This is a genomic window from Nostoc sp. PCC 7524, from assembly GCF_000316645.1.
Taxonomy (GTDB): Bacteria; Cyanobacteriota; Cyanobacteriia; order Cyanobacteriales; family Nostocaceae; genus Trichormus.
Genome location: NC_019684.1, coordinates 1,893,575 through 1,915,968, shown reverse-complemented (window position 1 = coordinate 1,915,968; position 22,394 = coordinate 1,893,575). Strand labels below are relative to the sequence as shown.

17 protein-coding genes are annotated in these 22,394 nt (G+C 42.0%); 8 read left to right on the top strand and 9 right to left on the bottom strand.

Translation table 11 applies throughout. The features are described from left to right. Positions 1–170: 170 nt before the first annotated feature. The 3 genes from NOS7524_RS07550 to NOS7524_RS07540 all read right to left on the bottom strand — a co-directional run bounded on the left by NOS7524_RS07550 (position 171) and on the right by NOS7524_RS07540 (position 1,774). On the bottom strand, positions 171–521 hold the full coding sequence (locus NOS7524_RS07550; protein ID WP_015137892.1) for a DUF5615 family PIN-like protein: 351 nt from the start codon (positions 519–521) through the stop codon (positions 171–173). Between the two features lie 8 nt (positions 522–529). Next, positions 530–979, bottom strand: coding sequence for a DUF433 domain-containing protein (locus NOS7524_RS07545; RefSeq protein WP_015137891.1), 450 nt, complete (start codon positions 977–979; stop codon positions 530–532). 270 nt (positions 980–1,249) lie between these two features. Beyond that, positions 1,250–1,774: a DUF937 domain-containing protein gene (locus NOS7524_RS07540; protein ID WP_015137890.1), complete on the bottom strand. Its 525-nt coding sequence runs from the start codon at positions 1,772–1,774 to the stop codon at positions 1,250–1,252. A gap of 153 nt (positions 1,775–1,927) precedes the next feature. On the opposite strand from NOS7524_RS07540, the gene NOS7524_RS29880 reads away from it, so the two are divergent. Then, positions 1,928–2,083 (top strand): hypothetical protein, encoded by a 156-nt coding sequence (locus tag NOS7524_RS29880; protein ID WP_171815356.1) that lies wholly within the window; start codon positions 1,928–1,930, stop codon positions 2,081–2,083. Next, positions 2,010–3,563: a YcjF family protein gene (locus NOS7524_RS07535; RefSeq protein ID WP_015137889.1), complete on the top strand. Its 1,554-nt coding sequence runs from the start codon at positions 2,010–2,012 to the stop codon at positions 3,561–3,563. Before NOS7524_RS29880 ends, NOS7524_RS07535 begins: the two co-directional genes overlap by 74 nt. A 51-nt stretch (positions 3,564–3,614) precedes the next feature. Here NOS7524_RS07535 and NOS7524_RS07530 read toward each other — a convergent pair whose 3' ends face one another. From NOS7524_RS07530 to NOS7524_RS07520, 3 genes are all read right to left on the bottom strand, one after another. Next, positions 3,615–4,124, bottom strand: a complete 510-nt coding sequence (locus NOS7524_RS07530) for a MogA/MoaB family molybdenum cofactor biosynthesis protein (RefSeq protein ID WP_015137888.1) — start codon at positions 4,122–4,124, stop codon at positions 3,615–3,617. Positions 4,125–4,238: 114 nt separating this feature from the next. Then, positions 4,239–4,574 carry a photosystem II reaction center protein Psb28 gene (psb28, locus tag NOS7524_RS07525; protein WP_015137887.1) on the bottom strand — a complete coding sequence of 112 codons (336 nt, stop codon included), beginning with the start codon at positions 4,572–4,574 and terminating at the stop codon, positions 4,239–4,241. Positions 4,575–4,775: 201 nt separating this feature from the next. Further along, entirely contained in the window at positions 4,776–5,897 is a 1,122-nt protein-coding gene (locus NOS7524_RS07520; protein ID WP_015137886.1) for a CobW family GTP-binding protein, read from the bottom strand. A gap of 208 nt (positions 5,898–6,105) precedes the next feature. On the opposite strand from NOS7524_RS07520, the gene cysS reads away from it, so the two are divergent. From cysS to NOS7524_RS07505, 3 genes are all read left to right on the top strand, one after another. Continuing rightward, positions 6,106–7,566, top strand: coding sequence for a cysteine--tRNA ligase (cysS, locus tag NOS7524_RS07515; protein WP_015137885.1), 1,461 nt, complete (start codon positions 6,106–6,108; stop codon positions 7,564–7,566). A gap of 116 nt (positions 7,567–7,682) precedes the next feature. Further along, a complete protein-coding gene (locus NOS7524_RS07510; protein WP_015137884.1) occupies positions 7,683–9,122 on the top strand; it encodes a TldD/PmbA family protein in 1,440 nt (479 codons plus the stop codon). Positions 9,123–9,235: 113 nt separating this feature from the next. After that, complete coding sequence (locus NOS7524_RS07505; RefSeq protein ID WP_015137883.1) at positions 9,236–10,579, top strand: TldD/PmbA family protein; 1,344 nt, start codon at positions 9,236–9,238, stop codon at positions 10,577–10,579. Positions 10,580–10,689: 110 nt separating this feature from the next. Here the strand turns inward: NOS7524_RS07505 and NOS7524_RS28340 are convergent, their stop codons facing one another. After that, positions 10,690–17,745, bottom strand: coding sequence for a LamG-like jellyroll fold domain-containing protein (locus tag NOS7524_RS28340; RefSeq protein ID WP_015137882.1), 7,056 nt, complete (start codon positions 17,743–17,745; stop codon positions 10,690–10,692). 680 nt (positions 17,746–18,425) lie between these two features. On the opposite strand from NOS7524_RS28340, the gene NOS7524_RS07495 reads away from it, so the two are divergent. Beyond that, positions 18,426–18,734, top strand: a complete 309-nt coding sequence (locus NOS7524_RS07495) for a DUF3181 family protein (RefSeq protein ID WP_015137881.1) — start codon at positions 18,426–18,428, stop codon at positions 18,732–18,734. A gap of 286 nt (positions 18,735–19,020) precedes the next feature. Beyond that, complete coding sequence (locus NOS7524_RS07490; RefSeq protein WP_015137880.1) at positions 19,021–19,239, top strand: hypothetical protein; 219 nt, start codon at positions 19,021–19,023, stop codon at positions 19,237–19,239. Positions 19,240–19,450: 211 nt separating this feature from the next. Here the strand turns inward: NOS7524_RS07490 and NOS7524_RS07485 are convergent, their stop codons facing one another. Both NOS7524_RS07485 and cobW read right to left on the bottom strand, forming a co-directional pair. Next, positions 19,451–19,903 carry an ABA4-like family protein gene (locus NOS7524_RS07485; RefSeq protein WP_015137879.1) on the bottom strand — a complete coding sequence of 151 codons (453 nt, stop codon included), beginning with the start codon at positions 19,901–19,903 and terminating at the stop codon, positions 19,451–19,453. Positions 19,904–19,919: 16 nt separating this feature from the next. Then, positions 19,920–20,960 carry a cobalamin biosynthesis protein CobW gene (cobW, locus tag NOS7524_RS07480; protein ID WP_015137878.1) on the bottom strand — a complete coding sequence of 347 codons (1,041 nt, stop codon included), beginning with the start codon at positions 20,958–20,960 and terminating at the stop codon, positions 19,920–19,922. 243 nt (positions 20,961–21,203) lie between these two features. Here cobW and corA point away from each other — a divergent pair, with 243 nt between their 5' ends. Further along, on the top strand, positions 21,204–22,340 hold the full coding sequence (corA, locus tag NOS7524_RS07475; RefSeq protein WP_041555616.1) for a magnesium/cobalt transporter CorA: 1,137 nt from the start codon (positions 21,204–21,206) through the stop codon (positions 22,338–22,340). Positions 22,341–22,394: the final 54 nt, after the last annotated feature.

The following is a 22,394-nucleotide window of genomic DNA, read 5'->3' as shown; positions in this document are numbered from 1 at the left end:
CACAAACTATAATTAGGGTTTTCCGGTGTCGCGACGTGTTATTTATGACGCTCCATCTATGGAAGATAAATGAATTATGGACATCAATTACAACAAACGCCATCTCCTAATGCCCATGTCGCATGACCACAGATATCATACTCACACTAGCACTGCTTTTATTAACTAATTTATAACGGTAGGTATAATACAGATCCTTTCCACTCTGCTTGCTCAGTGTAATCTACGAGTAGTAACAACTCATCAATCGCCTGTCGAGTAGGCATTCTATCATTAACAACAAATAACCCTGCCATCAGTTCTCCCCTCACCAAACGTTCATAAGCAAATTCGGGCATAGTTGCACGATCATGGGTGAGAAGGATACGCTCATTGCTGGCCGCCCAAGCTAAAATTGCTGGATCGTCTACTTGTCTCAAACCTACATCCTGAACCCGAAGCAAATCAAGATGAGGTTGACGCAAAAACAGCCCCCTAACTATGTCGCCATTAAAGTTTTCATCGCTTAACAAGCTCAACATAATTGTGGCTATGGATTCTGTTGAGACAATAAACGAGAACGAATGAGGCTCAAATCAGGTTGAGTGCTTGACAAACGTTGTTGTACAGATTCAGCCAACTGCTCTCTCTGTGTTAAATACTCTTCTACAGCATCGTGATGTCGGAGATAGTAACCGATTGTATTGTATACATCTGATAAGGATAAGGTTGAGTACCGATGAACAATAGACTCAGGGGATGCACCATCTTGAAACGCTCGAATCACAGTTTCTAGCAGAACTCTGGAATTACCAACTCGAATTGCTCCTGTTTCATCTTCGCGAAGAGGTGGTGTCTCACACTGTAAAACGAGGCTCATGATTAATTTTCCTGGCTCAAGTACAATTAATTTTTCTCTATTATGTTCAATATTAGGTGATGGAACTACACCCAACTCCTGCATCATGGCAAAGATATCACCTTGCCCCCAATGCTCCACAATTTTACCTATCTCGATATAGGGAAAGTAAGCGATCGCGCTCTCAATTTACGCCGTCAAATTGAGGTAGCAGTTTGAGATCATGGTGTGTGCGCTCTGCGATAATGCACCCTGATATTGACAGCTTGAAAGAGGAAGTGATTTGTAGAGACGTTGCAATGCAACGTCTCTACCTGAAAATTATTTCTCCCTCTTTCCCTGATCTTGACAAGAGAATCGCCAATCTGCAATTAAATTGCTAAAGCAAAACGAAAAACATTTGATATTTATTTATCTGCGAACGTACCGACTAGCTAGTTGGATAGCGTCAGCAATATCGACATCACCATCTCTGTCTGCATCCAGGAAGTTATTCAAGATGGGATTGCCAGCAGTTTGAGAATTCTGCTTATTAGCCCCAGATTGCAAGAAATTCAGCACTAAAGGCACAACAACAGGTAGCAACTGTTGAATAGTGCTAGCATCTAACCCGGTGCGCTGGGCTGTTACCCCTGCAACTTGTTGTTGTGTATCAGGAGAAAATATTGAGTTGACGGCTTGGGGATCGAAAGAAGTACCAGCATATTGATTCACCACAGCCTGTGCTGATTCATTGCCTTCTGTGGCTCGCTTTTGTTGTAAAGCAGCACGTACATAGTTACCTACAACCCCTACGACAGATTGTATAGTTGCTGGATCTGTACCTGTGGTATTACTCAAATCCTGCACAGTCTTGATGATAGTTTCTATTTGACCCATATTACCTTGTAGATTCGGGTTATTGACAGCACCGAGAATTTGATCAAACAGTCCCATATTGTTGAGTTCTCCTTATGTTGTATGTGAAGGCAGGAAGAGCCAGGGGACAGGAAAGATCAGGGAAAATTTTTCCCCAGTACCCAGTCCCTAGTACCCAATCCCCAGTCCCTATTGTGCAAAAATCACATCTGTAAAACCAGGAACTTAAGGATGAAAAACTGGCAGAGCGATCGCAAACTGAAACTATTAAGATTAGAAGCATCTGGGTATTTAATATTTACCAATGCCACCCATGCCTCTGTCGCGCCTAGTCACCTTAATCATTGGATTAATCGTCATTCTGGGACTCGCCCTGTGGCTGATTGATTCCCTGTCTCGCCTTTATTGGCAACTATCTTATTCCCCACTGCTGGGTAATTTGCTGCTGTTGCTGCTGATTGTTCTCATTGGGGCTTTAGTAGCTGCTTTTGTCTATTACGTGCTGGTATTACAATCTGGTGAACAACGTTCCCGTCGCAATCACAGACGCGTAACACCAGCACAGATTCCGGCTGCTAAATCTGATGCGGCTTCTTCCACCCTGCAAGCAGTGCGGCAACAAGTAGCGCAAATTCAAGATGAAGTTACACGTCAGGCTTTACTCAGTCGTACTAAGGAGATTGAAGCCAACTTAGCCAAGGGTGAAATTCAAGTTGTGGTGTTTGGTACAGGCAGTGCGGGCAAAACTTCCTTAGTCAATGCCATTATGGGGCGCATGGTGGGGAGAGTAGACGCACCGATGGGGACAACTACAGCAGGTGAAACCTACTGTTTGCGATTGAAAGGATTAGAACGCAAAATTTTAATTACCGATACACCAGGGATTTTAGAGGCTGGGGTGGCAGGAACAGAACGGGAACAATTAGCTAGGGCATTGGCAACAGAGGCAGATTTACTATTGTTCGTGGTGGATAATGATTTACGACGCTCAGAATATGAGCCTTTAAAGGGTTTAGCGGAAATTGGTAAGCGATCGCTGCTAGTTCTCAACAAAACTGACTTATATACAGATACAGATAAAGAGGCGATTTTGGCAAGGTTACGCCAACGGGTGCGGGGATTTATTGCCACAAATGATGTCGTAGCGATCGCTGCCAATCCCCAATCTGCACAATTAGAAACAGGGGAAACCTTCCAACCAGAACCAGAAATTGTCCCCTTACTGCGGCGAATGGCGGCAATTTTACGGGCTGAGGGTGAGGATTTAGTGGCAGATAATATTCTCTTGCAATCTCTGCGTCTGGGAGAAGAAGCCCGTAAACTCATCGATGCTCAACGCCGCCGCCAAGCTGATAAAATCGTTGAGCGATTTCAGTGGATTGGCGCGGGTGTGGTATCAGTTACGCCTTTACCCGTAGTAGACTTACTAGCAACAGCCGCCGTCAATGCCCAAATGGTGGTAGAAATTGGCAGAGTCTATGGTTGTGAATTGAACATGGAACGGGGACGAGAGTTAGCCCTGTCTTTAGCTAAGACGATCGCCAGTTTAGGTATTGTCAAAGGTGCAATTCAATTACTGTCTACGGCTTTGCAATTAAATGTAGCAACGTTTGTGATTGGTAGGGCAATTCAAGGGGTGACAGCCGCATATTTAACCCGGATTGCGGGTAAAAGTTTTATTGAATATTTCCGCCATGATCAAGATTGGGGCGATGGTGGGATGACAGAAGTTGTACAGCGACAGTTCCAAATTAATCGCCGGGATGAATTTATTCAAGCATTTGTCCAGGAAGCGATCGCTAAAGTAGTGAAACCACTTACACAGAGGGCTGAAATCGTTGAAGAAGATAGGGAGTCGGGGGTTTAGGCGGGGTAGGAAATTTTCCTGACAGCGTTGTGTGATTGGTGATACTAATATCTAGCTTGATTTTCGTAGTTGACTAACCAAGTGAGTCAGTTCTGGTAAGATTAATTTTTCCATGCCCAACCGCACAGCATTGCTAGAACCAGGCAGAGAAAAGATAAGTTTATTTTGATAAACACCAGCCACAGCACGAGAGGCGATCGCACGAGAACCGATTTCTTGATAACTTAAAAATCTAAACAACTCACCAAATCCCGGCAAGGTTTTTTCCAGCAATTTTTCAATGGCATCATAGGTAGTATCTCTGGGCGCAATCCCTGTACCACCATTAAAAATCACAGCATCTATATTGACTTTTTGACTAAGTGATGCTAATCGCTGTTGAATTTGGTTTGGTTCATCCTTAATAATCGCGTATGCTCCCACAACATGATGAGCATTAGCTAGTAACGCCTGGATAATTTGACCACTTTTATCTGTTTCTGGGGTACGTGTATCGCTGACGGTAACAACCGCACAAGTTACCATCATTCCCGGTGCATCTGGATGGGGTTGTGATGTCATGTAGAAGGGAACAGGAAACGGGGAACAGGGGACAGTCAACAGTCAACAGTCAAAAGAATTGTAATCTGGGCTGATGAATTGACTATTGACTAATGACTAATGACTAATGACTACTTATGCTTTACTAAATCCCAAATCATTTTCTTCAGCATACCGTTCCATAAAACGCATAAAGCGATCCCACTCTTCGCTGGATTTCATTAAATAAACAGCTTCTAAAGCTTCCGGCTTACCGTTGACGAATCTACCCTTCACTTCGCGGGTGATTAATTCTCCTTCCTCGTCAATCAAATACATCCCGGTAATTTCTTCAGTGCTGCCTTGGCTTAAAATTTTAGGATTTGTAAAAATAAACGTTGCTGTACCACTGTCACCAGTGCGCGATCGCGTTAAACGTACCTCTGGAATTACTTCTTCGTCAAGTCCCCTGGAAAACTGAATTTTTGCCATGATAAATTTTAAGTTTTGTAATTGCTAATCTAATATTCTCTCATCATTTGGTGGGGATTGGGGATTGGGGATTGGGAAGAAGTAGGGAGAGATGATTTCATCTTTCTTTTAACTTAGTAGGGTGCGTCAGTGTCAGAGAACCTAACTACAACAAGAAATTATTCATGCTGACGTACCCTACAGGAAGTCCCTAACTAATAACTATTTCCCAAAACCTTTACCTCGGCTGGTGGAAGGAAGACAAAGACAGTTTTCTAATTGACTGAGTAAAGTTTCGCGGTCTAAATTTTGACCAATCAGCACTATTTGATTTTTGGGTTCGCCTTTCCACTCATCATCATCTAGGGTGAAACGCTTACCGCATAGGTGGAAAATATGACGTTTGGGACTTTCATCAAACCACATGATACCCTTGGCGCGGAAGATGGTTGTGGGTAGCTGATTATCTAGAAAATATTGAAATTTCCGAATTGAGAAAGGCTGATCACTCTGGAAAGATATGGAGGTGAAACCATCATTTTCTAGGTGGTTAGAGTGATGGTGGTGATCATGTTCGTGATGGTCATGACCGCAGTTTGCATGATCATGGTCGTGATGGTCGTGTTCACAAGCTGAATGGTCGTGGTCATGGTCATGATGTTCGTGATCATGCTCATCCACTGTGTCAAAATATTTGTCCGATTCAAACAGTCCCACACTCAGAATTAAAGGTAAAGGAACTTGCGATCGCGTCGTCCTTAAAATCCTGGCTCCTTCCTTGACTTCGTTAATTTTTCTTTCCAATTCCTCTAATTTAGCTTCATCAACCAAATCTGCCTTATTCAAAATAATCACATCACCGTAGGCAATTTGACTGTAAGCGGCTTGGGAGTTGAATAAATCTAAGCTGTAATTGGCTGCATCTACTACAGTAATAATCGAATCCAACCGAGTTAAATCCCGCAATTCTGTGCCTAAAAATGTTAGGGCTACGGGTAGAGGGTCTGCTAGTCCAGTAGTTTCTACAACTAAGTAATCTAGCTTATCATCCCGTTCTAAAACTTTATATACGGCATCGACTAAATCATTATTAATAGTGCAGCAAATACAACCATTACTCAGTTCCACCATATTCTCATCAGTGGAAACAATTAACTCGTTATCGATGCCAATTTCTCCAAATTCATTGACTAAAACAGCAGTTTTTAAACCCTGTTGATTGCTGAGGATATGGTTAAGTAAGGTTGTTTTACCACTACCGAGAAATCCAGTAATAATTGTGACTGGCATTCCCTGTTTGGGAGCATCCATTGGTTGAGAATTAGGCGTAACTGCTGATTGCATAATACTGTAAGCAAAAAATTAGAAAATCTGGAAGAAGTTAAAAAGATGCTGGAGAAGTCAAAAGTCTCAAGAGTCGAATTTGAGGCTTTTTTACCGTTTTAAATGGTAGTCGTATTTCTGCCGGGATGTACTAGCATAGGGATGCTGGATAATTATTCCTGCTGCTTTCCCCTATTATCGCGTATCTCTATTTCAAAGTTACTGTGTTATGACCCTAACTATTTACAATACCCTCACACGTCGTCAAGAACCGTTTGCAACCGTAGAACCAGGCAAAGTTAAGATGTATTGCTGCGGTGTGACAGTTTATGACTATTGCCATTTGGGTCATGCACGTTCTTACATTGTTTGGGATACGATTCGCCGCTATTTGATTTGGCGCGGTTTTGAAGTCACCTATATCCAGAATTTTACGGATATTGATGATAAAATTCTTAACCGTGCTAAAGAACAAGGTTCAACAATGGAAGCGGTTTCTAACCGCTTTATTGATGCTTATTTTGAAGATATCCGTCGTTTAAATGTCATGGATGCAGATGAATATCCTCGTGTGACTGAGCATATTCCCGAAATTCATGAGCTGATTCAGATTTTAGAAAACAAAGGTCTAGCTTACGCTGTGGGCGGTGATGTTTATTACCGCGTAGAAAAATTTCCTGATTATGGCAAACTCTCAGGTAGAGAACTGGAGCAAATGCAAGCTGGTGCTAGCGGTCGGTTAGAGGCAGAGGAATCAGAGGTTAAAAAGCAACACCCCTTTGATTTTGCTTTGTGGAAGGGAGCAAAACCCGGAGAACCAGCTTGGAGTTCGCCTTGGGGTGAAGGTCGTCCGGGATGGCATATAGAATGCTCGGCGATGATTCGCTCTAGATTAGGTGAGACAATTGATATTCATGGCGGTGGTGGAGATTTGGTTTTCCCACACCATGAAAATGAAATTGCTCAGTCAGAAGCAGCCATGAATAAACCATTGGCGCGTTATTGGACTCATAACGGGATGGTGATGGTGAATGGTCAGAAGATGTCTAAATCACTGGGTAATTTCATTACCATTCGGGAATTATTAGATGGCTCAGGAAATTGGCATGGTGAGCCAGTCAACTCGATGGCAGTGAGATTGTTTGTCTTACAAGCACATTACCGCAAGCCTTTAGATTTTACAGAAGAAGCGATCGCCACTGCGGAAAATAGCTGGAAAACCCTCAAAGAAGGGTTGCTCTTTGGCTATCAATACGGCGACAAACTGGGATGGAGTGAAGAATCTACCATGCTGCCCGAACTGGCTACCCGGTTTCAAGAATTAGGCGATGATGATTTTAACTTCTCCGGTGGTTTGGCGGTTTTATTTGAATTAGCCAAAGAACTCCGCCGCGAAGGCAATATTCTTGTTCATGAAGGCACAACCAAAACCCCAGCCGATGAACTCCACCGCCAGTGGTATACATTAGTTACCTTGGCTAAAGTTTTGGGTTTAGAAGCCACCCTAGATAATGAAACCCTGACAAAAGCAGGTTTGAGCGATGCCGAAATTGAGGCTCTAATTCAGCAAAGACAGGATGCGAGAAAAGCCAAAAACTTTGCCGAAAGCGATCGCATCCGCAACGAACTGCAAGCTCAAGGTATAACTTTAATTGATAGCCCTCAAGGCACACGTTGGCATAGAAATTAGGGAATGGGGAATGGGGAATGGGGAATGGAAAATAGGTAGAATTTATTTTTGCATTAGCACTCATTACTCATTACTCATTACTCAGCACTCCCTACTCCCCACTCCCCCAAGTCATTATGTGGTCAGAACTTACAAAAGCGATCGCTAGTTTTAAAATACCTGCTGATTGGATCGGTATTCGAGTCGTTAAGGAAACTGCTGCTAATCATTATGTCCGTGATGGTTTGCCTCAATCTAACGGCAAATCCACGACAATGGGAGCAATGCTAGAAGTTTTAGTTAACGGCTGTCTGGGTTATGCTGCGACTAATTCTTTAGAACTGCCATCTTTGCAAGCGGCGGCTCAAATGGCGTATAAACAAGCACTTGCAGCTAGTGAATGGTGGATTCATCCCTTCCGGGAAACTGAACGCCCTAAAGTCATAGGTGAGTATAACTCGCCATTTTTACAACCATTGGATGCTCTGTGTCCAGGGGAAATTAATGATTTGCTGGTGCGGATTTGTCACACCCTCAAAGTAGACGAAAGAATTGTGCAAACTACAGCCAACGTCAGCACAAATCAAAAAGAGAGTTGGTTTGTTAGCAGTAATGGTTCTGAGGTATATCAAAAGTTTTTATCTTTAGGAACTCATTATGGCGCGATCGCTCAAGATGGGGCAGTAGTCCAACAACGCACCAATAACGGTTGGCAAGCACACTGTTATCAAGGCGGGATGGAACTCTTACACAGAGAGAATTTATGGCGACAGGTACAGCAAATTGGGGAACAGGCGATAGAACTGTTAACCGCCGCAGAGTGTCCCTCCACCCGCACCAATTTAGTTTTAGCCCCCGACCAAATGATGTTACAAATTCATGAAAGTGTCGGACATCCCTTAGAAATTGACCGCATTTTAGGAGATGAGCGCAACTACGCCGGCGGTAGCTTTGTCAACACCAGTGATTTTGGTAAATTAGTCTACGGTTCGCCCTTGATGAATATTACCTTTGACCCCACCGTTGATGGTGAATATGCTAGCTACGGTTTTGATGATACAGGAGCGATCGCCACACGGGAGTATGTGATCAAAGAAGGCGTATTACAACGGGGTTTGGGCAGTTTAGAAAGCCAAGCCAGAGCCGGAGTTCCTGGAGTCGCCTGTGCGCGTGCATCTTCTTGGAATCGCGCCCCAATTGATCGCATGGCTAACTTAAATTTAGAGCCAGGAAAAGCCAGTTTTGACGAGATGATTAGCAACATAGAACACGGCGTTTACATGGAATCTAACCGTTCTTGGTCAATAGATGATCGCCGTTATAAATTTCAGTTTGGGTGTGAGTATGCCAAATTGATTGAAAATGGTAAACTTACCAAAACCCTCCGTAATCCTAACTATAGAGCCACAACCCCAGAGTTTTGGCACAGCCTCATTCAAGTGGGTAATGATACCAATTGGGAAATGTACGGCACACCTTACTGTGGTAAAGGCGAACCCAACCAAGCCATTTGGGTGGGACATGGTTCACCAGTTTGTGTATTTGCTAACGTTGAAGTCTTTGGGGGAGGAAGTTAAACAATTCAAAATTGAAGATAGAAGGTAGGTTGGGTTGACGCAAGGAAACCCAACATCAACAAGATATTTTGTAATTGCGCTCTATTCTATTTTTAAGTGCATAATTCTTATTTATGAAAGCAGAAATATCTACTTTAGAAGCTAGTTTTAATCAAATATTAGAAACTCTAATTGCGAAAAAGGCAGAAAATGAAGAATTCACTGTTAAATTGAACTGTGAACGCAGTCAATTTACTCGGTTGAATCATGCCAAAGTTCGTCAAACTGGTTATGTGGCTGATGGCTGGGTGGAATTAACTTTGATGACAGATCAGCGCAGTAGTTTCCGCCAATTTCCTTTTACTGGTAATTGGGAAACAGACTGGCAAGCAGCATATCATGCTTTACAAGAACTACGGGATGAATTGCCTGTATTACCAATTGACCCATACCTAGTTTTACCATCAGGAAATCATACCAGTCGCGAGGTCAATATCGGTAACTTATTGTCAGCAGATGTATTAGTACCAAGCATCTTAGAACAAGTTAGGGATTTAGATTTTACTGGGATATATGCCGGGGGAATAGTAATTAGAGCCTATGGTGATTCCAGTGGGCAAAAACATTGGTTTGCTACTGATTCTTTTACTTTAGACTATTCTTTATTTACTGCATCGGGGCAAGCAGTCAAAGGTATATTTGCTGGTAGTAATTGGGATGTATCAGCATATATAAACAAAATCAGCGAAGGTAAAAAACAACTCAAATTACTATCAAGTACACCAAAAGAATTACCACGGGGACAATATAAAACTTACTTTGCACCCGCCGCCGTTGCTGATTTATTGGGTATGCTATCTTGGGGTGCTGTGAGTGAAGCAGATATCCAACAAGGTAACAGTGCTTTAGCGAGTTTGTCACGCCAAGAAAAACAATTATCGCCTGCATTTAGTTTAAAAGAAAATTTTCAACGGGGATTAGTACCGCGATTTAATGAATGGGGAGAAATCGCCGCACCAGAAATACCAATTATCGCCAACGGTACATTAGTTAATACTTTAATTAATTCCCGCACTGCAAAGGAATATCAAAAAACTGCCAATGGTGCGAATAGTTCCGAAACTTTACGTGCGCCAGAAATCAGTGTGGGTAGTTTAGATTATGAGCGAATTCTGCCCAGCTTAGATACAGGGTTATATGTCTCGAATTTGCATTACTTGAACTGGAGCGATCGCCCCACAGGTAGAATTACAGGTATGACTCGCTACGCCTGCTTTTGGGTAGAAAACGGGGAAATTGCTGCACCTATAGAAAACCTCCGCTTTGATGAAAGTCTCTATCGTTTTTGGGGAGAAAACTTAATAGATTTGACTAATTTTCAAGAATTCATCCCCGAAGTAGGCACATACGAAAGTCGTCAACTAGGCGGTAGTTTAGTTCCAGGAATGTTAGTCAATGATTTTACCTATACCTTGTAAATTTATCAAGAAAGGCAGAAGGCATTCAGGAGAAGGGATAAATCCCTTCTCCTGAATGCCCATTAGCAAAGCATTGAATAATTTATTTTCTGGAAGTCCCCTAGAGTAGTTTATTGTTGAGATTGAAGCAAGTTCAAGATTTGATCAATCTTTTGCTCTAACTCTTGGTTATTCCGTTCCAACTTCTGGATTTTTGCTAGTAGTAGGGTGTTATCTGGTGCAGTTGTTGCTGTTGGTAGTTGGCGAATATCTCGACCAAAACCCATCAAAGCTGGACGTTCAACATAGGTGACTCGATGCAATACCCGCCATGTCTTGTTGGCTTTACCTGCTTTTGTTTGCCGTAAGGCACGAGCTTCTTCGCTATTGCTGATTAGCCATTCCGGATCTACTACATAGTTAAAGAAATCATGGAAATGTTGAACACCACCTTCAAGATAAAAGCTCTTGAGGCGATAACGGTTTACTTTTTCACCAGGCAAGATAGGACGATCATCGGCATCGGTAATTCCTGTACTTTCCAAACCTCGAAATCCTGTTCTGAGTTCCACATTTAAGGCAAAACCTTTGCTGCGACGCTCAGTTTTGGTTAGGGTTTGGGTTAGATGGAACGTTCCTCTGGCTTTTAATTCGGCTGCTGCAACAAGTACGTTACCAGCAGTTTCCAGACCTAAACCACCTTGTAAGTTAAAAGAACCACCAATTGTGTGTTCTACAGTGCTTGCAAACTGTTGACTTTCAGATCGCAACCCACCATCTGCATCCCAGACATAAGTGTTGACAATATTACGTTTGCCGGCGCGAATTTGCACATCTTCCAGCTTACGCTGCCAACCAGCAAAGCTTTCCGTTGCTTGGACTCGTTTCTCCTGTTCTTTGATTTTTGACTCTATTTCTTGCCGTTTTTCCTCATTTTTTTGCTCTTGTTGTTCACGGTCTCCTTCTAAGATTTCCAGGATTCTTGTGATTTTTTCTTCATTAGTTTCCTCTTGATCTTCTTGATTTTCTTGATTTTCTTCAGTCCTATTTTCTTCTAGATTGACTGAAATCTGACCGTAATTATCATATTCAGAAGCATTAGCCCCAATTTCTCTGTTAAGAGAAGTCTCATCAACTAAACGACTGTTGAAATTTTCAAAATATGATTGTCGTTCCCGGTCTTGTTGTTCAATCTGTCGTTCTAAGTCGTATGCTTCCTGTAAGCGGTAATAACTAGCTGGGTACAGTGAACCATATTGCGATCGCATTTGGGGAACGTGTTGATAAAATCGTTCATCAGCCGCAGAACTTCCCACTAACCCATCTAAACTGCCATTCATGACGTAAGCAGGATTCATCAAGAAGGTAATCGTATTCACATCAGGCGGCACATCTTCATTGGGTTGTACCTGATAGCCAACCATTCTCTTGCTGCGGGTCAGGCGGGTAATATAAACATCAGCCAAGCCGGAGACAACCAAAGCATATCCCACATTTTTGGGAAGAAAACGATTTCCCAAGTGAGGAAATTTAGGTATTTGCTCGGTAGTCCCCCGTAATTCTAATTTATCGCTGATACTTAAATTAGAATTAGCGGAAACATTACTACTATTGAGAAAACTATAGGCAGTCGATAGTTCTCCGATAAAACCTTGTCGTGAACTCAATGCACCTATCGTCTTAATAAGACCTATATGGATATCTGTTTTGGCACCAATGAATAAAGAAGTTGAAGTACCGAGTCCCCCCTTTTGCTCTCGATTCCAGCTGTAAGCAACGTCTTCAGAAGCAGTTAATTCGACGGAAGTCGCATTGTTGTAATTATCTAGTACAGTCAAATTCTCACTGGGAACGGGAGGCGCGCCTTCTATGTATCCTAATAGCGTCGGCTCAAATTGAGCATTGCCAATCCATTTGAGTTCTAGCAGTTCAACTCGCTTGTCTGGCAGGACGATCGCACCGTCTAAGGCAGGCATAGCAAAGAACCGCCGCATCATGGCAGACTTACGCTGTGTGTCAGGATCAATGCTAATGGCGCTGTATTCTGCACTAATTAGCGCACTGTGTCCAATGGGCAGTGTATTATCTTCGGTAGTGAGGGCTTCATGCACCGTGCCATTGTGATTTCCTGTTAAGTCAGAGACAGTGTAGGGCGATCGCTCCATGTTGATCTCGTTCAAAGGCCAATAAGCGATTAAATTGGCTTCCTTACCTGTCAAGCGTTGGTGCATATCGGTTTGAATTTCCGAGAGCGATCGCGCTTTGTTCCAGACACGGACATCCGCTATTTCACCATTGAACAGACGTGCTAAAGCATGACTCCCAATTCTGCCAATGTCAACATTAAAAGGCTGACTAAAACCACTAGGAGCATCATCTTCTTGCTGGAGATAACCATCTACATAAAGCAACATGGCAGTGCTGCTTTTAACTGCTGCTATATGATGCCATTGCCCATCATTATATTTTTCCTTGGTACGCAAGTTCGTTCCACCACTCACACCTATGGGGTGACGATGCAAGTAACGCAAAGTACCTTCATTTTCAACTTCCAGTAAAATTCCATGATCCGTTGTGGTAGCTGCAAAAATATCACCGATGGCAGTAGCAGTCGTCTTAAACCAAGCTTCTAGAGTGTATTCATCGCCAGCAAAATCGACTTTTCCGCAATTGATATAATCGTCCTTGCCATCAAACTGCATGACTGTATGTCCGGGATGGCCAATCAATGCTGTACAAGCAAACCAAGTTGTACTTTGCATTTTGCCATGACGATTATTCTCAGAATGATCTCGGATTTCGGTTCCTTGGGCTTCATTCATGGGATAGTAACCAAGTAAACCAGGTTCGTTACTGCTGAGTAAGGTTTTACTATTAACTGCAATTTCTTCTGCACTCAGAGCAATCTGCCAAATCCGAACTTCAGCTACTTTGCCAAATTGTTGTCCGCCAGTTTGATAATTGGCGATCGCATAAACATCACTTGTGGTTTTAGCTTGACATTCACCAACTTGGCGACCATCAATATAAAAAGTAGTAGTAGCTTGTTCCCCTTCTCCTCGTCCTACTGCGGCAATGTGGTGCCAACCAGGGGATAATTGCTCCATATTGTAACCACTATCTTGAAAGCTACCAATGAAAGTCCCTAACTGTCTCCCCTCTTTGACAATAATGTGGTGATCCTTTTCTTTCCCTCTGGTTAAAGTATTCCACGCTGTTGTTTCAGGAAGTGGATAAGAAAACCAAGCTTCAATTGTCCATTCCTCATTCAGAGCAATGGAATCTTCTATCAACACCACACTCTTTGACTTATCAAAGTTTGGACAAGCACGCACAGAGTCAGGAATCCACTGTTCAAATGCAGCGTTGCGACTATCAGAAGTAGCATCATAATTAGTTTGACGCATTCTGCCTTGAGTATCAAAGTAACTCAGCTGCACATTACCTTCGCTAGTTTCAATGGCGTTAATTCGGCTGAGGGGACGGACAAAGCCAAGTAAAGCACCTTTGGTAACTAAACCTCTAGAATCTGTGGACAGTTCCGGCATGGATTGGGGCGACTGCTGAATATTTCTCACCTGTTTGAGAAATTCATTATTGAGGCGGTTTAATTCAGCTTGCACTGCTTGCAGTTGTTCTATTACTGTTTGGAGGCGAGCAGCTAAATCTTTGATTTCCTGTTCTATTTGATTTTCTTTTAATTCAAACTTGCTTAACTCCTGCTTGAGCTTTTGTAACTCGTTTTGAGCTTGTGTCAGTTCTGCTTGTTTTTTGTTTAAAACATTTCTGGCCTGATCAATTTTATTATTAACAACTACATTTGTTTTTTCCAAGCGCCATTGTTGCTTGTTTCTGTCGGCAGTTTTTTCCCAAAGATGAACATCTGCCTTGTCACGATTGGGATCGCCCTCAACGGCTGCCACTCTTGTATTGAAGCGACGATTTACTAATACGTAATGCCTATTGAATGGTTCAATCTGCCATTGCTGCTTTGATTGATTTTGACTTTTTGCCCACAGATGAACGTCGGCTTTGTTGCGATCCTTATCACCTTCAATATCTGCTACATAAGCGTTGAATTTGCGGTTAACAATCATGTAGTAATTGTTAACTGGCTCAAACTTCCATTGTTGAGTGTGTGAGCGCGGATCTTTTTTCCAGAGGTGAATGTCGGCTTCATTTCTACCTTGTCCGCCTTCTATGTCCCAAACTTTACTACTATCACTACTAGCAATATAGCAATAGTAGTTCAAAGGATTGTTGAGTTCTGCCCTATATTGTTGTCTGTATTTATTTACCTCTTGATTGAGAAGGGAAATTTTCTTCTCATATTCACTAATATCTTTTACTAATTGTTGCTTTTGCTGTTCTCGAAGTTTTGCATCCCTAAGTATAACTAAGTCGGCTTCAAGTTTATTTCTTTCTTTCAACAAATCAGCTTCTTGCCGTTCTAAAGGTGGTAATTTCTTTAATATTTGCTCCAACTCAGCATTTTTAGCATCTAGGGTTTTGAGAGTAACGCTATCGGTGTAATTATCTTGAGTAATGCTATCGGAGACTATGCGAATATAGTGTTTGCGAATTTCTAGCTGCTTCCAGTCACCTTGAACATGAGAAATTTCAAATGAGCGCACGAGGGTAATTTCATCAGGTACGGTAAAGCGACAAGATGCCAAATACCAGCCATTACCCAAATCTTTAAACTCAGTTACACCGCCTGCAAAGGCAATTTGCTGCTGGGAATTTCTATTTGGCTTGCCCCAGTAGGAAAATTCAAAATTATTTGGCTTGATGCCTCTAAATTCAAAAGTTTCTAAGTAAGTTGCCCGTTGGCTAACTGCAAACAGTTCGTTATTGACGTATTTAATTGCTGGAGTTTTGCCATCTCTAAGAGTACGCTCTAAACTAACAGCACTGACAAACGCTTCACCGTAGACAGTACCATCATTGCCATAGATAGAAAAATCAACAACATGACGTTGTTTATCTTCCATAATGGCTCCCAAACGCCAGTACCCGACCAAGCCTACTTCCCTACCTGTGAGTTGCAGGTACATACTGTCTTTAATTTCTTGTGCAGTCCGGGGTTGATTCCAAATTTGCACATCGGAAATCTTGCCGGCAAAAAATGCTTGGCGATCGCCAGCACCACCAATCCAAAATTCTGGTGTCCATTGAGCATTACTACCTTTGCCGTTGTTTCTCGGCTCTTCCAGCGCAGATATTGCTGGCAGTAAAGGCGAAACTAGCTGCTGAAACTCAGATTTTGCGACCTCCTGACCATTTCTGCATAAGCTAAGAGTTGTCCTCTGAGTCTTTTTGTTATATGAGAACACTCCAGCTAAATGCACCCATTCTTTTTCGGGGAGGAGTTCTGTGTCTTCAATTTGTTTAAAGCCATCAATGAAATGCACTTTCAGGACAGCTTTACCCTGGTGGACGAACAACTGCATAAGTTCGTCTTTTTGTCCAACGATCAGCTGTTCTTGTGTCTGGCTATCAGAGACATAAACCCAAGCAGAATAAGTTTCACCACAAGATATATCTGCATGGGGCTTTTTCAGGTCTAGAGGAGGAATAGAAATGTAATCGCGATCGCCATTAAAAGTGATACCACGACGCTTTTTAGACTCCAGTTTCAAATTCACAGCCTCGCCAGACTGCCACTTCATGCCAATGGTAAAGGAATCACCCTCAACCTCCATAATGGGGTAAGTATCGTTATAAGCTTGGGTATCTGTAATTTGGACTTCATCGCCATGATGTAAACCATGATTAGGCGCAGTTACCCTCAGTTTTCCATCTACCGTTTTTTCATAAGCTGTAATAATGCCGTCAAATACCAGCCCACTTTCTTCTTTTGGTACAACTTCCCAATTTCCCAGTTCACTTTCCAGCCATTTCGCTTCGATTTCAAAGGTATTAGCATCGATTGTCTTAGCTACATAATGACCGTTGTAGTGGTTTGTGCCGGAAATTTGCACAATATCGCCATACTTCAGTTTCTCAGATTGGTTGGAGATAATTTTAACGTTGTCTGCTTCTGTTCTTTCCATGCCCGTAATCGCACCTTGGGCTGGTGGCATACTCTCCCCAATTGCTTTGATTTCGTCTAGGGTATTTAAGGGCAAGAGGACATGGCGATCGTTGCTGCGTAAAATCTCAGTTGCAGGAGTTTCATCAATTTGCGCCAGAGTACCATCTCCAGCCACAGGAAAACTCAATGCCGCCGTATCTCCTTGTTCTGTAGGGATCACCAGCATCACCCTTGTGGCTTCTTTGAGCAGTTGTTGCTCTCCATCTTGGGTTTGACGCTCAACTTGAATATCATACTTAGTTGCAGCTAAACCATCTGTTAGGTTCACCCCTTTGATGTCGAGAGTACGCTTGATAATTCCTGGGATACTACGCGGTAATAAAACAGTTTCATCTCCTGGTTGTGGCTCTAAAATCGTGTAATCTTTGACATCAAATAATCCGTCTTTAGAAGCCCGAATTGAGGTCAGTTCTACACGTTGAGTTTGACTGTTGTAGGCAAAGATGTGCCAACGGTGTTGATCATGCTCATTGGTTGGCAATAGCACTACTGAAAACCAGCCACTATATAAATTATTGATAATACTGAGTTCCGTTGTCGGTTCATAAAAAGGATTACCGTCTACATCCCGGAAATCCAATGAGTCTACCAAAGAAAGCTTGTTGCCATTGGTTTGTTCTAGTGGTTGGTACTTTTGTCGGCTCCGCTTATAGCGGACTTCTAACTTGCGAACCAGCTTATTTTCTAAGCCATCCAACACAAAGCGATCTACTAGCAGAGTATTGGCTTTAGACTGACGGAAGACATAAAGATGTCCCAATCCAGAAATCAACTGTACTGGAGCAACATCTGACTGATTTTGAGTGTGATAAACAGACTGGAGAAAATAGAAGTTTTTGCCGTTTTTGGTATAAGTTAATTCTGCTTGTTCTTGCTCAATAACTGAGCGATCGCCTTTTTCTTCTTGAGGAAATTCTAGTTCTTGCCAATCTTCCCAGCCTGTTACCTGCGTATTCCCGTAACTGTCTTCAAATCCGTCTTGTTTGACGGTATAGTAAATTTTACCGCTTGCATCTGTCGCAAAGACTACAATTTTCCCTTCGTGGGAGATGCTATTAATGTGTTGCAGTTTTTCTTGCTGTAGAAACATAAAATTTCTCCTAAGTTACTCAATTTAGAAATAAAAACAGTTTTACAACTACACAATTGGCAAAACAAATTGACCACATCAGACATAACTTAATATTTGTAAGTCAGTCTGTTAGGTTATTTGCCTTGATTACAGCTCGTTTGAGGAAAACCTTTACAAAATGTCAGCTTGATTGAATAATGAATCAATCAATATTTTGAAGATATTTTTACTTTATTAGTTAAATGCAAACGTGTCGATGGAGATAACTTAAGGAGAGTTAGGGAAATGATGAATGCGAAGTTGTATAAAAATTAAGTCAATTCTCTTAACTTAACGCATTTTCAGTAGATCGAAAACTTTTGTAAGTTGACGAAATAATAAGGATTTCAGCCATCGGTGTTGGGACTTGTACAGTGACAAATTAAATGATGTTGAGACAAATTTGTGCCATCGAGTTAAGCCTTACATACTTTAGGCTTGCAGATGTTTGTGTTGATATAGCTCGTCAGTCCTTGGTCAAGCCAATCATAACTGTAACGATTTTGATTACTCACCTACACCCCCCAAATCCACCTGAAGATGGACTACGGTCGCTGGGGCAATTGTAACCTGTGGTTGTGATGCGTGCCTGATGAATTGCGCGATAATGTTAATTAGTCTGAGACTTCGCGCTCTTTATTTGATATAGGGTGATTTTTATGGCAAAGACTAACACCACAGAATTACTAGAAGCCCTAGCAGCTGAAATCGGCGAAAATGTCTATATAGACATTGCCAAATGGCATCTTTACTTATCTGATGCCAAACTGCATACTGTTGTGGCTGAACAGTTGTATCCCTTAATTACTTCTCAAGCAGTCACTGAAGACAGCGTGATGGAAGTGTTAGAATCCATACCAGTTAAAATTGGTGGTGGAAGACGGGAACTGCCTTTAATTGATTTACTACCACTGCAATGTCAAGTTAATTTAGTAGATATTTTAGAGAAATATCAACGCGAGATATAATTATAGATGTAGGCAGGTGTTATTTACACCATTTTTTGAGCAAGCATTTCTCCGTCTGGTTATAGGATGTCTAACTGGTGACTTGCTTGCCTGAATTGAGTGCATCAAATTGAGAAAAATTAAACTACAGATACATAAAATCAATGTTTCTGATGTATTGGGATGCTGATTTACCTTAGTTATTTTTAGGAAATTTCAGCGATCGCCACAAATATAACTCAGATTAAGAGTGAATTTTTTTCATATTTTCACTCAACTTGGGAATTGTTTTTTGGGAGGTAGTAATATGTTTTTACAAATCAAAAATAGCCAAGATTTAGTAAAAATTCTTGATATTCAAGAATTAATAGATCCGAATCTGGATATAGTTCATGCTCAAGACCAAGAAGGTCAAGAAGAACAAGACCCTGATGAATTTAAAAAAGAAAATCTTGTCTTCCCATCTGGGGAAAGTCTACCACGCTGTTGGCTAGATGCTAACTATAGAATGGCTAAAGCTTCTTGATGAGGCAGGAGGCAGAAGACAGGAGTTTAATCAGGGAGACAATCTTTTCTTGTCCTCCTGATCTCTCCTTCTTCTCCCAATAGACAAGGGTGCGTTACGGCTCATCTCTATTTTCTCTAATGCTTAAGTCTTTAACTTGCCGTAACACAACGGCAATAAAGCGGGAGGAAAATCCACACCGCTTTTTGCCTCCCCTACTTCTACTCAAAACTCAGGAATTGGTACTTAATTCAGTTTCAGGTTTGGGAGAGATGACTTTAGTAAACCAGACTGTGAAAATGTGAGATAAAACTCCTAAAGGACCAGCAAATAAACACAGTATTAGAGAGTGAATTGTCCAAATGCCAGTTTTCTGTCCTTCCCAATAGATAAACCTACCAACAAATAAATCCATCACTAAAAAATGAATCCAACCAGTCGCCGCAGCTTTTTCTTCAGCAAAGAATCTTGCAATATCTGCTAGTTGCGGATTAGATAAAGCTTGGGCGTTTTCTGGTGTGATGCTGGTAATAAACAAATATAAATAAGCTCCAGCTAAAGGTACAAATGGAATGTATGATTCCATAACTCGCTTTGTTACTTTCCAGTTAGGCAGCAGAATCATTAATGCCCAAAAAGGCAAGACAAAAAGATTGGCAACGTTGAATAATTGCGTGATATTCATATCAAATTAAAATGAATTACAAAGCTACCAGTTGTGATTCTATCTCTGTTGAGTTTAAATCACGACCAATAAATACTAAGCGGGTTTGTCTAGTTTCTGTAGGTTGCCAAGGGCGATCATAAAATTTTTCAAAACGATTGCCTACACCTTGCATTACTAGACGCATGGGTTTATTTGGCACTGCGACAAAGCCTTTAATCCGATAAATTTCTTGTGCATTTACCAGTGATTCTAGCTGCTTTTGCAGTTTTTCTGGGTCAAAGGTACGGTCTAAGATTACTTGTGTGGAGTTGATTTCATCGTCGTGGTCGTGGTCTTCTTCGGTGTCGTGATGACTGGGACGACTATCTAAATTATCTTCGACGGCGGCTTGCCATCCTAATAGTATAGATGGATCAAGTTGACCGCGATCGCTCTCCACAATTTTCACAACTCGCGGTAATTCTTGCTTGACTAATGCCTCAACTTGTGATCTTGTGGCAGCATCTACTAAATCTGTTTTGCTCAACACTACCAAATCTGCACAGGCTAGTTGGTCTTCAAAGAGTTCTTGCAGAGGTGTTTCATGTTCTAGACTATCATCAGCTTGGCGTTGAAGAGCGATCGCATCCAAATCGCTAGCAAACGTCCCGGCGGCGACGGCTGCACAATCTACAACTGTCACGACTGCATCTACTGTAGCGGCGTTGCGGATTTCTTGCCAGCGAAAGGCTTTGACGAGGGGTTTGGGTAAAGCTAACCCAGAGGTTTCAATCACAATGCAATCGATACTATCGCGCCGTTTGATTAACTCCTGCATTGTGGGGTAGAACTCTTCTTGGACTGTGCAGCAGAGACAGCCATTGGTTAATTCAAAAATATTATTCCCGTCTTCCTCATCTTCTGGGCAAATTTGACAGGATTTCAACAACTCGCCATCTATACCGAGTTCGCCAAATTCGTTGACTAAAACCGCGATGCGGCGGCCTTGGTTGTTTTGGAGGAGGTGGCGAATTAGGCTGGTTTTACCACTACCTAAAAAGCCTGTGATGACGGTGACGGGAATTTTTGTAGCCATTTGATGGAATGTTGTAATTATCTGGCGCAAGATACCTTTCTTAATATATCTGACTGGGGCGGTTTTTCTGGGATTTTTAAACGCAGAGGGGAGGCAGCGCGTTGCGGGGGTTTCCCCCGTTGTAGCGACTGCCGTCGCGCTGAGGGAAACGCAGAGGGGTGTGGAGGGTTAACAGTTGTTAATTTGTGATTTCCTGCCGAGAATGAAGAGTGTTCATGCTGGGATTAAATGCTCATGGTCAGAATGCTCAAAAAGCTGCGTCGTCAGCCGTCTACTAAATTACATAGAGATGAGTTCTATCACTACCCAGGAACTGTACCTGGAACCATCATCATCGATGCAGATGCTCCACCGCCGACGATTTTATTGATTGATTACAACCAGACAAATTATATTCGTCAACAGCTAGCTACCCCGGAAGAATGTATTCCCTATCTAGATACAGAATCGGTTTCCTGGGTAGATGTCCAGGGTTTAGGTAATCAGGACATTTTAGAACGCATGGGGCGAGTGTTTGAATTACCTCCTCTGGTTTTAGAGGATGTGGTGAACGTCTCGGAGCGTCCTAAAGTTGAGGATGATGACGACCAATTATTATTTATTGCGCGGATGGTTGTACCTAAAGAAAACACCTATGGTTTTTATAGTGAACAAGTAAGTCTAATTTTAGGGAAACAATACCTGCTGACAGTACAAGAAGAACCGGAACATGATTGCTTTGAGGGGGTGCGGCTCAGAATTGAAAAAGGCAGAGGGCTGATTCGCCAAAAAGGGTCTGATTACTTAGCCTACGCCCTTATAGATGCCATTGTTGACGGTTTTTTTCCGGTTTTGGAACTTTACGGGGAGCAACTAGAAGACTTAGAAGAAGAAGTTATTGCCAAGCCTACGCGCAAAACCCTACAAAAAATTTATCACCTACGGCGAGAATTACTACAACTACGTCGTGCTATCTGGCCGCAACGAGATGCTATTAATGCTTTAATACGCGATCGCAATCAACTGATTAGTGAAGAAGTACAAATTTATTTACGAGATTGCTACGACCATGCAGTGCAAGTCATGGATATGGTAGAAACTTATCGAGAGTTAGCATCTGGGTTGATGGATGTGTACCTCTCTGCTGTCGGTAACAAAATGAATGAAGTCATGAAGTTGCTGACGGTAGTTTCGTCAATCTTTATTCCCCTAACTTTTATTGCAGGTATCTATGGCATGAATTTTAATACAGAAAAATCGCCATATAATATGCCTGAATTGAATTGGTATTGGGGTTATCCACTTTGCCTAGCAATCATGGGATTTATTGGTTTTGGCTTACTCTTTTTATTTTGGCAGAGGGGTTGGCTAGAAAATTCGACGACGATTAAACGTGATTAAATATTGGCAGTTGGGCATGAGTCGCATAGAGAAAATTTTTATAGGGAGTCTGGA